This is a genomic window from Cryobacterium breve (assembly GCF_004402375.1).
Taxonomy (GTDB): Bacteria; Actinomycetota; Actinomycetes; order Actinomycetales; family Microbacteriaceae; genus Cryobacterium; species Cryobacterium breve.
In genome coordinates this window covers 100,985-114,537 of record NZ_SOGJ01000005.1, presented here as the reverse complement: position 1 = coordinate 114,537, position 13,553 = coordinate 100,985, and the positions used below count along the sequence as shown (strand labels likewise).

The following is a 13,553-nucleotide window of genomic DNA, read 5'->3' as shown; positions in this document are numbered from 1 at the left end:
AGTTCGGGATCGGTAGCGCAAAGTCGACGCGGAAGGGCTAGACTCGACGATTCGCACCGCACGTTCCCTTCCATTCTGGAACCGGATCCCGGTCTCGCTGCAGGCCTCGTCGACGAGGTGCTGACCCAATCCTCCGCACCGCGCCTGTCCGACCCCGATGGCGGCGGTACATGCTCCCGATCCAGAAAGCACCACGTGACCGTACCCTTCTCCTCACCGAAGCGCCCCGAAGGTCGAAGCCCGGACCATTCCCGCCATCGCATCGGCGACAAGATCGTTCCGGCGCCGCGGGTCTTCTTCCCGGCCCTGATCATCATCCTGACCATCGTCGTGATCGCCATCGTCTTCCCCACCCGCACGGGCGACACCCTCGCCCTGCTGCAGGGCTGGGTCGTGGCCGGCCTGGGGCCCTACTACATCATCATCGTCGCCGCGTTCGTGGTCTTCGCCACCTGGATGGGCATGAGCCGGTTCGGTGACATCAAGCTCGGCCAGGACGACGACGTGCCCGAGTTCGGGCTGATGTCCTGGTTCTCCATGCTCTTCGCCGCCGGCATGGGCATCGGCCTCGTATTCTGGGGCACCGCCGAGCCGCTCACCCACTTCACCAGCCCGAAGCCCGGCGTCACGGGCAGCAGTCAGGACTTGGCCGCGGCAGCCATGTCCCAGACGTTCCTGCACTGGGGCTTCCACGCCTGGGCCATCTACGCCGTCGTGGGGCTGTCACTGGCCTACGCCATCCACCGCAAGGGACGCCCCGTCTCGATCCGCTGGGCCCTGGAACCGCTCCTGGGTGACCGGGTGCGCGGTCGCCTCGGCGACGCCATCGACGTGATCGCGATCGTCGGCACCCTTTTCGGCGTGGCCACCTCCCTCGGGCTGGGCGTCAAGCAGATCGCCGCCGGCCTCCGCCACATGGGCGTCGTGAAAGAAGTCGACAACACGCTGCTCGTGGTGCTCATCGTCGTGATCACCCTGATCGCAACGGCCTCCGTCGTCAGCGGCGTGGGCAAGGGCATCAAGTGGCTGTCGAACATCAACCTCGGCATGGCCGGACTGCTGCTCGTGGCCGTGCTGATCCTCGGCCCCACGCTCTACCTCCTGCGCGTCTTCGTCGAATCGATCGGCGGCTACCTGCAGGGCGTCGTCGCGCTCACGTTCGACGCCGGCTCCTTCACCGGCCAGGCCGGCCTCGATTGGCAGGGCGCGTGGACCGTCTTCTACTGGGGCTGGTGGATCTCGTGGGCGCCGTTCGTCGGCGTCTTCATCGCCCGGATATCCCGCGGCCGCACGGTGCGCGAGTTCGTGGCGGGCGTGCTGCTGGTGCCGACCCTGGTGACCTTCGCCTGGTTCGCGGTCATGGGCGGCAGTGCCATCAAGCAGGCCTTCGGCGGCGATGGCGGCGGACTGTTCGACCCGGAGGTCGGCATCATCCCCGAGAACGTGCTCTTCGACTTTCTCTCCGGCCTTCCGTTCGGCGGCATACTGTCGGTGATCGCCGTGATCGTAGTGGCCATCTTCTTCATCACCTCGGCCGACTCCGGTTCGCTCGTCATCGACATGCTCGCCTCCGGCGGCGACACCAACCCGCCCAAGTGGAGCCGCATCCTCTGGGCCGGTCTCGGCGGTCTCGTCGCAATCGCACTCCTGCTGGCCGGCGGGCTCGCGGCCCTGCAGACCGGAGCCATCCTGACCGCCATCCCGGTCAGCGTGGTGATGATCGGCATGTGCGTGGCCACCTACAAGGCGTTCCAGGAGGAGCATCAGGTGCTGGTGCGCCTCGAACGCCGCCAGCGCCGGGAAGAGCTGTCCCGGCGGATAAGGAAGAACGTCACCGACCACCTGGAAGAGAACTTCGACGATCACTTCGGCGACCAGATGGACGAGCGGATCACCGCGGCCCTCTCCGAGGGGGAACAACGCCGGTGGAAGCTCTGGCGTCGCAAGCATCCGGTGGAGCACGCCCGCGCGGAGTCGGACGACGCCGCGCAGGCGGAACTGCCGGAGTCGACGCCGGTCGTGGCGGACGAGCCGGCCGCTGCCGAGCCGACGACCGACCCGACGGCGCGGTAGGCCTCAGACGTCGATGCGGTAACCGCGTTTGATGACGGTGGCGACCAGACCTGGGGTGGGCAGGGCCTGGCGCAGCCGGCTGATCGCCACGTCCACGGCGTGGTCGTCAGCCATCTCCGGCAGACTCTGAGCCAGCTGTGCACGGGAGATCACCGTGCCCGCGGCCTTGAGCAGCAGGCGCATCAGAGTCAGTGAGGTGGGGGCCAGGCCAGCCTGGCCGGCGGGCATGGTCAAGATCCGGCCGCGCAGTTCCACCGGGCCGTGCCTGGTGTCCAGCCGCACCACGCGGTGCTGCTCGAGATGGTCGCAGACCAGCCGGATCAGCGCGCCCATCCGGTACCGCTCGGGGGTGAGCGGGCGAATGCCGGCGGCCACCAGCGGTGCGGCCGTCACCGGGCCGACCGCCGCCGCGACAACCGTCTCGCTGAAGGCGTCCAGCAACTGTTCCAGGCGCCCGATCTCGTCAGCCGCACTGAACAGGGCTTCCACGGCCGGGGCGCTGGTGAACGTGACGGCGTCGACGCCGCCGGCACAGATCGACTCGACCAGCCGGAGTATCCGGCCGGAATCCTCCGGGAGCAGCCAGCGGTACGGGGCAACCGTGAGCACGGCGGCCCCCGCCAGGGCCAGCCGTTCGAGTTGGGGCTGGTCCGTGAAACCGTGCAGCTGCACGGCCACGGTCTTTCCGCCGGCTCCCGCACGCAACACGTAGTCCACAAGCGAGCGGGTGGTTTCCTCGTCGCTCATTCCGTCGTCGTCGAGCCCGGCGGCGCGCACCGCACCCCTGGCCTTGGGCCCGCGCACGAGGATGCGGGAGTGCTCGAGGGTGACCGTGAGGTCGTGGCCGAGCCCCGCCGCATCCGCTGCCTCGAACCAGCGCCGGATTCCGTAGGACGTCGTGGCCAACAGAATGTCGGGCCGGGCGTCGATGATCGCCCGAGTGTCGAAGGTGAGCCGCGCGTCGTCTGCCGCGGCGGCGATGCGGATCGCAGGCGCGTGGGTCACCTCGGCGCCGCGCCGCAAGAAGGCGGCGATGAGGTCTTCCGAACGCCGGTCGCTGGTGACTGCGACTCGGAAGCCCTCGAGCTGGTCGGGGTGGAACCCGGGCAGGTTCACGTCGTTCTCACGGTCGTTCACGATGTCTCCGGCGGCGTTCGGATGGTGCGAGGTGAAATGCTCGGTCAGGTGCGGGTCAGATCTGGTTCCTTCAGGTCTGCTGCCGAGCGAGGTCTGCGGCGTGGTGCAGCAGCTCCAGGCCCTCCAGGCCGTCGGCGATGGTGGCCTCATTCTGGGACAAGCGTACGACCTCACCGATGACCACCACGGCGGGCGAACGTACGCCCAGCTGGCCGGCGACCGCGGTGACTGTGTCCAGGCGGGCGACGGTGGTGCGCTGCTGGATGGAGAAGCCGCGCTCGATCACGGCCACGGGCATGGACCCTGCCATGCCGTGGCGGGCGAGTCCGGCGGCGAGGTGGGGGAGTGTGCCGATCCCCATCAACACGACGATGGTGCCGCCGAGCCCGACGAGGTGCCGGAGCTCTTCCTCGTCGAGCGGGGTGTGGGCGGACAGCACCGTGAACAGGCGGCTGACCTCGCGGTGCGTCACCGGAATCCCTGCCGCGGCCGGCACCGAGATCGCGCTCGTCACCCCGGAGATCACGGTCACCGTCACGCCGGCCTTCCGGCAGGCGATCACCTCTTCGCCGCCACGGCCGAACACGAACGGGTCGCCGCCCTTGAGGCGCACGACCGTCTGGCCGGAGCGGGCGGACGCCACCAGCATCCGTTCGATCTCCGCCTGGGACACGGCATGGTAGCCGGGAGTCTTGCCCACATTGACCTGCTCGGCCCCCGGGCACCACTCGTCGAGCCGGTCGTTGGGACCGAGCCGGTCGAAGAAGACCACGTCGGCGTCGCGGAGCGCCTGGATCGCGGCCACCGTGAGCAGTCCGCCGTCACCGGGCCCGCCGCCGACCAGCGTGACGTGGCCGAGCGCGGCGACGGATGCCGCGGGTTCCCGGACGAGCCACACTCGGACAGTCGCGCAGGCGGCGACCACGATCCGTTCGGTTCCGGGGGACACATCCACCAACACCACCAGGTCGACGGCGGAGACCAGGTCCCGCCACCCGTGCGGGAAGTGCGGATACTCGACCGGGCGCACCTGGGGGCTCGGTCGCCCGGGGGAGTGGCCGTCGACCGGCGGGGACGCCAGGTAGACCGTGGCGCCGGAGGCCAGGTAGCGGGCGAGCACCCGGCGCGCGGGGCGAGCGGTGCCGAAGACGAGCACCCGCCTCCCGGCCAGGTCGAGACTGAGGTCCATGGGTCACTCTCCGATCGGGGCGTCAGCCGGACGCAGTGGGATGGTCGGCCCCGACACCAGCACCGGGGTGGTGGGCGCGCCGCCGGCCGCGCGCTCGGCGGGCCAGGCCGGGCGCGGCTGGCCGCGTTCGATCACCTGCACCACGGCCGGGTCCGGGGTGGCGGGCGCGTTCACGAAGGACCGGAAGCGGCGCAGGCGCTCCGGGTCTTTGAGGGTCGCCGCCCACTCGTCCTCGTAGTTGCCCACGTGGGCGTGCATGGCCAGTTCCAGCTCGGCGGCGATGCCGAGCGAGTCGTGCACGACCACGTCGCGCACATGGTCGAGGCCACCCGCCAGGTCCTCCTGCCACCGGGCCGTGCGCTGCAGCCGGTCTCCGGTGCGGATGTAGTACATCAGGTACCGGTCGATGTAGCGGATCAGGGTCTCGTCGTCGAGGTCCTGCGCCAGTAGTTGCGCGTGTGCCGGTTGGTAGCCGCCGTTGCCGCCGACGTACAGGTTCCAGCCCTGCTCGGTGGCGATGATGCCCACGTCCTTGCCGCGCGCCTCGGCGCACTCCCGGGCGCAACCGGACACGCCGAGTTTGAATTTGTGCGGCGCGCGCAGGCCCCGATACCGCAGTTCGAGGGTGATGGCCATCGCCACGGCATCCTGCACCCCGAACCGGCACCAGGTGGAGCCCACACACGACTTCACCGTGCGCAGCGACTTGCCGTAGGCCTGGCCGGATTCGAATCCGGCGTCGACCAGGATCTTCCAGATTTCCGGCAGCTGTTCGAGGCGCGCCCCGAACAGGTCGATGCGCTGTCCGCCGGTGATCTTCGTGTACAGGTTGAAGCCCGCGGCCACCTCGGCGATCACCGCGAGCTTCGCCGGCGTGATCTCCCCGCCCGGGATGCGCGGCACCACCGAGTAGGTGCCGTCCTTCTGCATGTTGGCCAGCGCCCGGTCGTTGGTGTCCTGAAGGGTGCCGCGGCCGGAGTCGAGGATGTAACCGGCGGTCTGGGTGGCCAAGATCGACGCGATCACCGGCTTGCAGATGTCACAGCCAAGGCCGCTGCCGAACCGGTCCATGATCTGCTCGAACGAGGTCAGCTGCAGGATCCGCACCGACTCGAAGAGCTCGCTGCGGCAGAGCGCGATGTGCTCGCAGAGCGCCCGGGACACCTCGATTCCCGCGCGGGTCAGCTCGGTCTCGAGGATCTTCTTCACGAGCGGCACGCAGGAGCCGCATTGGGTGCCGGCGCGGGTGCAGGCCTTGAGCGGGCTGAGCTCCGTGCAGGCACCGTCGTGGCCGAGGGCACCGTGGTCGCCGCGCACGGCGGCGCGCACCGTGCCGACCGACACGTTGTTGCAGGAGCAGAGCTGCACGTCGTCGGGCAGGTCGCTGTTCTCAGGTGGTTCAGCGCCCGCGGCCGAGAGGTAGGCGCCCGGTTCGGTCGGGAGTTCGCGCCCGAGCAGGGGGCGCAGGGCTGTGAAGGGTGCGGTGTCCCCGACGAAGACGCCTCCCAGCAGAGTTTTCGCATCGTCGGTGACGACGATCTTCTGGTAGAGACCTCGGGCCGGGTCGGCGTAGACCACCTCGAGGGCATGCTCGCTGGTGGCCAGCGCGTCGCCGAAACTCGCCACCTCCACACCCGATAGCTTGAGTTTCGTGGCGTCGTCGACGCCCGGGAAGAGCGCCGCGCCGCCGTACAGCCGGTCGGCCACCACCTCCGCCATCGCATTGGCGGGCGCGACCAGGCCCACACACGTGCCGTCGACGCTGGCCACCTCGCCGATCGCCCAGATGCCGGGGATCGAGGTGGAGCAGTCAGGTCCGATGGCGATGCCGCCGCGGGCGCCGAGCCCGAGCCCGGCCGCGGCGGCCAGTTCGTCGCGCGGGGTGATGCCGATGGAAAAGACGACCAGGTCGGCATGCAGCTGCGTGCCGTCGGTGAGACTGACCCCGAGCACCCGGCCCGTGGGCGAGGTCAGGATCTTCGTGGGCCGGTTGCCGAGGGCGAGGCTCACCCCTTGGGCCTGGATCAGACGGCCGAGCGCCTGCCCGGCGCCCTCGTCCAGCTGCGTCGACATGAGCCACTTCCCGGAGTGCACGATGGTCGACCGGCCGCCGAGCCGCGCCAGACCGCCGGCCGCTTCAAGCCCCAGCAGGCCGCCGCCCACCACGACGATGTTCGCGGGGCGACCGAGCCGTTCGCCGAGACGCCCGACCTCGCCCACCAGGAAATCGACGTCTTCGATGGTGCGGTAGACGTGGCCGGCGTCGGCGCCGGGGATGTCCGGCACGGTCGCCGAGGAACCGGTGGCGAACACCAGGTCGTCCCACTCGAGCGTTTCGCCGTTGTGCAGCGTGACGGTGTGCATCGCCGGGTCGATCGCCACGACCCGGCTCCCGCCGCGGTAACGGATGCCGGGTGCAGCCCACAGCGCGGGGTCACCCAGCGTGAGGTCCTCCGATTCAACCAGCCGCCGGGAAAGCGCCACCCGGTCGTAGGGCAGATGGTCTTCTTCGCCGAGAACCGTGACGGCGTGGTTTGCCCCGTGCCCGGCGGGCACCTGCAGGGTGCGGGCCTGCATGGCCTCCGTGAAACGGTGGGCGGCCGGACCGCCTCCGATCACGACGACGCGACGGGGTGCATCCGACCCGGTGGGGATGCTGTTGAGGTTCTCCATGGCTGCGCCTTCCGAGTAGGTGTGTCGCCAGCCTAAAAGCGGCGGGTTTCCCCCCGGTTGCGCCCACGTAACAACGTGTGACCGCGACCTCACCGGGTTTCGGCGGCGCTGTGAGGTGTTCTTTACACAATTGACTCCCCGGGTGTCCTGCCCGGAAATCACGACTCCCTAGCGTGATCAGCACAACTAGAAAGGTCCGGTGTCCCATGACGATCGCCCTCAGGCTCGAACCCCGCAGTACCCGCACCGAACGCTGGTCCAGCGTCTGCGCCGTCACCGAACTCGAACCGCTCTGGGGTGAGGCTGCCCTGGTCGGCTCCGAGCAGCTGGCGATCGTGCTCCTGCCGGGGGGCACCGTTTTCGTGGTTGCCAACCAGGACCCGGCCACCGGTTCGTTCGTCATGTCTCGCGGCATCGTGGGCTCGAAGGGCAACCGGTACACGCTCGCCTCGCCCCTGCACAAGCAGGTCTACGACCTGGCAACGGGGGAGTGCTTCACCTCCGCCGCCTACGCCCTGCGCACCTTCCCGGTGCGCGTCGACGACGGCGTCGTGAAGGTGCTGCTGGATGCCGCGGCCTGATTCACCGCCCCGGCTCACCCGTTCCGCTTCTCACTTCCCTGCTCCCACCACTCCCGAGGAGAACCTGATGACACCCACCGAAGCATCCGTGCTCGACACCATTCAGCCTCTGGCCGCGCCGGGAGCACGGCTCGGCCACCGCCCCGGCCGCTGGATCGACGATTGGAACCCCGAGAACGATGAGCAGTGGGAGGGTGGTGGCAAGCTCATCGCCTCCCGCAACCTGAAATGGTCGATCTTCGCCGAGTTCCTCGGCTTCGTCATCTGGCAGCTCTGGAGCATCGTGGTCGTGCAGTTGCCCGCCGCTGGCTTCACTTTCGACACCGGGGAGATCTTCTGGCTGATCTCGATGCCGGCGCTCGTCGGCGCCACCCTGCGCTTCCCGTACACCTTCCTCGTGCCCAAGCTGGGCGGTCGCAACTGGACTGTGATCTCGGCCGGCCTGCTGCTGCTCCCCGCCGTCGCTCTGGGCGTCGCCGTCGGAAACCCCGACACCCCCTTCCCGGTCATGCTGCTCGTCGCCGCCCTCGCCGGCTTCGGCGGCGGCAACTTCGCCAGCTCGATGTCGAACATCACCTATTTCTACCCGCAGAGCCAGAAGGGTTGGGCGCTCGGCCTGAACGCGGCCGGCGGCAACCTCGGCGCATCCGTCTCCCAGCTGGTTGTCCCCATCGTGATCACGCTCGGCGCCGTCGGCACCCTCAACCTCTCGCTCGCCGGTTGGTTCTGGATCCCCTTTATCCTCGTGGCCATGTGCGGCGCGTGGAAGTACATGGACAACCTCGCCAGCGCCAAGGCGGACTTCGCCGCCTCGCTCGCCGCCATCCGCGAGCCGCACCTGTGGATCCTTGCCCTGCTCTACATCGGCACCTTCGGCTCGTTCATCGGCTTCGCGAGCGTGTTCCCCAAGCTCATCGCAGACCAGTTCCCGGCGTACTCGTCGTTCCAGGTGGTCACCGCCTCACTGTCGCTCGCATTCCTCGGCGCACTGGTCGGCTCGCTGGCCCGCCCGCTCGGCGGCCGCCTCGCCGACCGGTTCGGCGGAGCCCGAGTCACCGTCGTTGCGTTCGCCGTGATGGCCGCCGGCGCCCTGACCGTGATCGCGGTGCTCCCGCTCGGCAACTTCTGGGTCTTCCTGGCCAGTTTCCTGCTGATCTTCGTTGCCACCGGGGTGGGCAACGGCTCGACCTACCGAATGATCCCCACCGTCTTCGCCGCCCGCAGCGGCGTCACGGATGCGCACCGCGACTCGGGTGACGTGGACACGCGGCGAAAGACCGCGGCGGCCCTCGGCCTGATCTCCGCGATCGGCGCCTACGGCGGCTTCATCATCCCGCAGGTTCTGGGGCTGTCGAAGGCCACGACCGGCGACTACACGAACGCGATCTTCGCCTTCGTCGGCGCCTACGTCGTGATGATGGGCGTGACCGCGTTCTGCTACCTGCGCCGCGGCTCGTCGGTCGCCGGGCACCGCATCTAGTCATGGATTCCGCAACCAGCACCCACTGCCCCTACTGCGCGCTGCAATGCGCGATGACCCTGACGGCGCATGGCGCCGGCGTGACCGTCACCGGGCGAGCCTTCCCCACCAACCGGGGCGGCCTGTGCAAGAAGGGCTGGACCGCCGCGGAGCTGCTGACCTCACCCGACCGCATCCTCGAACCCATGATGCGGCGTCCCGACGGCAGTTTCGCGCCGGCCTCCTGGGCGGAGGCGCTCGACCTGATCGCCGAGCGCCTCTCCGGGAGCAGGGCCGAGCACGGCGCCGACTCGGTCGGGGTATTCGGGGGCGGCGGGCTCACCAACGAGAAGGCGTACCAGCTGGGCAAGTTTGCCCGCGTCGCGCTCGGCACCTCCCGCATCGACTACAACGGACGGTTCTGCATGTCCTCCGCGGCCGCCGCCGGCAACCGGGCGTTCGGCCTCGACCGTGGTCTTCCGTTCCGGGTTGAGGACCTCGACGCCGCCGGCACCATCCTGATCCTCGGCTCCAACGTGGCCCAGACCATGCCGCCCTTCATCGGACACCTCGACGGCGCCCGCGCCGCGGGCGGCCTGATCGTCGTCGACCCGCGCCGCTCGGCCACGGCTCGGCTGACGGATGACGGTGCCGGCCTGCACGTGCAGCCCACCCCCGGCAGCGACCTGGCCCTGCTGCTCGGGTTGACCCACATCGTGATCACCGAGAAACTCGTCGACGTCGCCTACGTGGCCGATCGCACGGTGGGCTTCGACGAGCTGCGCCGCAGTGTGGGCGCCTGGTACCCCGAGCGGGTGCAGGCAGCCACGGGCGTTCCTGCCTGGCAGCTGCGGCAGGCGGCCCGCCGCCTCGCCGCCGGGCACGGAACCTACATTCTCACCGGGCGGGGTGTGGAACAGCACGTCGACGGCACCGACACCACAACCGCCGCGATCAACCTGAGTCTTATCCTGGGTCTTGTCGGCACGACGCACTCCGGCTACGGCACCCTCACCGGCCAGGGCAACGGCCAGGGCGGGCGGGAGCACGGCCAGAAATGCGACCAGCTCCCCGGCTACCGCAAGATCACCGACCCGGCCGCGCGCGCGCACGTTGCCGGGGTCTGGGGTGTGTCCCCGGAGTCCCTGCCCGGGGTGGGCCTGCCCGCCGTGCAACTGCTCGCGTCAATGGGGGTGTCGGGTGGCATCCGCTGCCTGCTCGTGCACGGCGCGAACGTGGTCGTGTCGGCGCCCGACGCAAAGCAGGTGCGCACCGGCCTCGAGGCGCTCGACTTCCTCGTGGTCAGTGACTTCTTCTTCTCCGAGACGGCCGCGCTCGCCGACGTGGTGCTGCCGGTCACGCAGTGGGCGGAGGAGGACGGCACGATGACCTCGCTCGAGGGCCGAGTCATCCGTCGCCGCCGGGCGGTCACCGCCCCGCCCGGTGTGCGCAGTGAACTCTGGATCCTGCACGAGCTCGCCCGCCGACTGCATTCCCCGTCGACGTTCAGCACTGACCCAGCCGAGGTGTTCGACGAATTGTGCCGGGCCTCCGCGGGCGGCCTCGCCGACTATTCGGGGCTCAGCTATGACCGGCTCGGTGCCGGCGACGAGTCCGATGAACCGACCTATTGGCCCTATCCGGCCGGGTCCACCGGCACACCGCGCCTGTTCCTCGACCGGTTCGCGCACGCCGACGGCCGCGCCCGTATCCACGCCGTGCAGAACCGGGCGACGGATGCCCCGGCCGCCACGGGCGGAATCCTCACCCTGATCACCGGCCGCCTGCTCGAGCACTACCAGTCCGGCGCGCAGACCCGACGGGTGCCCGAACTGGCGAACGCGCAGCCGGAGGCCCGGCTGCAGCTGCACCCCGCCACAGCCGAACAGCTGGGCGTGGTGCACGGCGGTTGGGTGAACGTGACGAGTGCCCGCGGAATCGTGCGCTGCCGGGCCGAGGTGACCCTGGACATCCGTCACGACACGGTGTTCCTCCCGTTTCACTTCCCCGGCGATCAAAGTGCCAACCGGCTCACCGGCGGCGCCACCGACCCGATCTCGGGCATGCCCGAATTCAAGACCACGACCGTGCGGGTTCGTGCGGTCGCCGAGCACGCCGAGCCCGAGGAAATGAGGGTGTATGCCTGATCAGTTCGACGCCGACCGATCGGGCCACCCCGGGGGAGCCGGCCCCGAACGGTTCGTGCTCGTGGGCTACGGCCCGGTTGGAGCCCGGTTCGCCGACCAACTCCTGCCCGCCGTGCACGCCGGCCTGGCCACCCTGACGGTGGTTGGCGCCGAATCGGTCGACGCCTACAACCGGGTGCTGATCGCCGACTACGCCGTGGGGCGCACCGACCGCGACGCCCTCGAGGTCACCGACCCGCTGGCCGCTCGCGCCGCCGGGGTGCGCATCCTCACCGGCACCAGCGTCACGGCGATCAATCGCAGCCTCCGCACGGTCACCCTCGGAACGGGCGAAGCGCTGCCCTGGGACCGGCTCGTGCTCGCCACCGGCGCCCGCGCCAACGTGCCCACCCTCGACGGCGTCACCCGGGTGCGGCACAACCTGCTGTCACCTCCCGCGGAGGCCGCGGGACTCGATTCCGCCGACGCGCCCCTGCCCCGCGGGGTCACCGCGCTCCGCGACCTCGACGACGCGCAGACGATCCTGGCCGCCGTGCGGTCCGGCGCGCGAATCGTCGTGCTCGGTGCCGGCGTGCTCGGTCTGGAGTTCGCGCTCGCGGCGGCGCAGGCCGGCAGCGAAACCTGCGTTGTGTACCACGGCGAGATTCCGATGAACCGCAACCTCGACCGCGGGGGCGGCACCGTGCTCGCCCGCCGGATTCGTCAGGCCGGGGTGAGCATGGTCAAGCATGCCCGCGCCGAGAGCATCCTCTTCCACGACGACGGGGTGCCGCGCTTCGATGCGCTGATCTGCGCCGACGGCAAGCAGATCCACGGCGACCTCCTGGTGCTCTCCTGCGGCGTCGGCGCCCGCACCGAGCTCGCCTCCCTCGCCGGGCTCAGCGTCTCCACCGGGGTCCTGGTCGACGCGTCACTGCGGAGCTGGACCGACCTCGGAATCTACGCGATCGGGGACTGTGCCCACGTCGCACCGCGCCCCGGGCCCGGCGCCTCCGCCGCCCCGCCGGCCGGGGGCCCGTCCGGGCTGATCGGGCCCGGCTGGCGGCAGGCGGACTGGCTGGCCGCGCAGTTCCGGGCCGAACTGGCGGGCGTCACCGCCGGCCCGCCGCTGCCTCCGGAGCCGGACTCCGTGGTGATGCTCAAGGCCGAGGGCGTCGACGTCGTCGCGGCCGGCGACACGCGACCAGACCTGTGGGACACCGACAAGGCCGACCACGCCGCCGGGTGCGGGTCCGGTCGGGTCAGCGTCTCGCAATGGGCTGACCCCGAGCACGGCCGCTACGTGAAGATGGTCACGCGTGACGGCATCCTGAACGGCTTCGTCAGTGTCGGCATGCCTCGAACGGCCGCTGAGTTGACTCTGCTCTACCAGCGCGGCAGCGAACTGCCCATGGACCGTTCCCTGCTGTTGCGCTTCGACGGGCCGGACTTCGAGCCATCCGCGGGCGCCAACGCGTTCGCCTCGGATGCGACGGTGTGCTGGTGCAACGGCGTCACCGTCGGCACCATCACCGAGTCGATCGGGGGCGGCCAGACCACCGTCGCGTGCATCGGCACGGCAACCAGGGCCGGCACCGGCTGCGGCGGTTGCACGGGACGGATCGCAGAGGTGCTGGAGCGGTTCGCCCCCTAGCCGAGCGACACTGTCCCCAACGACCGGCGACGCCGGACCCGAGCTGGAGGAGGGTGGGCGGGCGCACGAGCAGCTCGTGGAGCGGGCCTGGCGGTGGGCTGCAGGTAGGACGGTGGGTGCAGCACCTCGCCGGACCTGGCGGGGCCACTCTCACCCTGCTGCTTATCGACCACGAGATCGACCAGTTGCTCGCCGCCCCGGCCGAGTTCGCCGCACGCAGCTTCAGACCGCTCCGACCTGCTAAACTCGGACGGTTGCCGTTTGACGGCCGCGGATCAAGAGAGCCCAGGCATTCGGCCCCGGGCACCGCGCAGTGAGAGAAAGGGGATCCCATCTATGGCACTCGAAGCTAATGCAAAGAAGGCGATCATCGAAAAGTACGCTACCCACCCAGGCGACACCGGGTCCCCCGAAGTTCAGATCGCGATGCTCACGCAGCGCATCCTGGACCTCACGGAGCACCTGAAAGAGCACAAGCACGACCACCACTCGCGTCGTGGCCTGCTGCTCATGGTCGGTCAGCGCCGTCGTCTGCTCGGTTACCTGTCGGATGTCGACATCAACCGGTACCGCACGCTGATCAGCAGCCTCGGACTGCGCCGCTAGGGCACTTTTCGAAGACACCGCGATCTTCTTGCGAAACGGGTCGTCACCTTTCAGG

9 protein-coding genes are annotated in these 13,553 nt (G+C 69.8%); 6 read left to right on the top strand and 3 right to left on the bottom strand.

Going from position 1 to position 13,553, the window contains the following annotated elements:
• Window positions 1-195 precede the first annotated feature (195 nt).
• Window positions 196-2,073 carry a BCCT family transporter gene (locus E3O65_RS01280; RefSeq protein WP_134361946.1) on the top strand — a complete coding sequence of 626 codons (1,878 nt, stop codon included), beginning with the start codon at window positions 196-198 and terminating at the stop codon, window positions 2,071-2,073.
• 3 nt (window positions 2,074-2,076) lie between these two features.
• Here E3O65_RS01280 and E3O65_RS01275 read toward each other — a convergent pair whose 3' ends face one another.
• From E3O65_RS01275 to nirB, 3 genes are all read right to left on the bottom strand, one after another.
• Window positions 2,077-3,210, bottom strand: coding sequence for a uroporphyrinogen-III synthase (locus E3O65_RS01275; RefSeq protein ID WP_241985784.1), 1,134 nt, complete (start codon window positions 3,208-3,210; stop codon window positions 2,077-2,079).
• A 70-nt stretch (window positions 3,211-3,280) separates the two neighbouring features.
• Window positions 3,281-4,399, bottom strand: coding sequence for a uroporphyrinogen-III C-methyltransferase (cobA, locus tag E3O65_RS01270; protein ID WP_134361944.1), 1,119 nt, complete (start codon window positions 4,397-4,399; stop codon window positions 3,281-3,283).
• A gap of 3 nt (window positions 4,400-4,402) precedes the next feature.
• Entirely contained in the window at window positions 4,403-7,072 is a 2,670-nt protein-coding gene (gene nirB / locus E3O65_RS01265; RefSeq protein WP_134361943.1) for a nitrite reductase large subunit NirB, read from the bottom strand.
• Between the two features lie 206 nt (window positions 7,073-7,278).
• On the opposite strand from nirB, the gene nirD reads away from it, so the two are divergent.
• From nirD to rpsO, 5 genes are all read left to right on the top strand, one after another.
• On the top strand, window positions 7,279-7,653 hold the full coding sequence (gene nirD / locus E3O65_RS01260; protein WP_134361942.1) for a nitrite reductase small subunit NirD: 375 nt from the start codon (window positions 7,279-7,281) through the stop codon (window positions 7,651-7,653).
• 67 nt (window positions 7,654-7,720) lie between these two features.
• On the top strand, window positions 7,721-9,133 hold the full coding sequence (locus E3O65_RS01255) for an MFS transporter (RefSeq protein ID WP_134361941.1): 1,413 nt from the start codon (window positions 7,721-7,723) through the stop codon (window positions 9,131-9,133).
• 2 nt (window positions 9,134-9,135) lie between these two features.
• Entirely contained in the window at window positions 9,136-11,259 is a 2,124-nt protein-coding gene (locus tag E3O65_RS01250) for a molybdopterin oxidoreductase family protein (RefSeq protein WP_134361940.1), read from the top strand.
• Complete coding sequence (locus tag E3O65_RS01245) at window positions 11,252-12,892, top strand: FAD-dependent oxidoreductase (protein WP_134361939.1); 1,641 nt, start codon at window positions 11,252-11,254, stop codon at window positions 12,890-12,892. The genes E3O65_RS01250 and E3O65_RS01245 overlap by 8 nt, the downstream gene beginning before the upstream one ends.
• Before the next feature lie 336 nt (window positions 12,893-13,228).
• Entirely contained in the window at window positions 13,229-13,498 is a 270-nt protein-coding gene (gene rpsO / locus E3O65_RS01240) for a 30S ribosomal protein S15 (protein WP_134361938.1), read from the top strand.
• The last annotated feature ends 55 nt before the right edge of the window (window positions 13,499-13,553 follow it).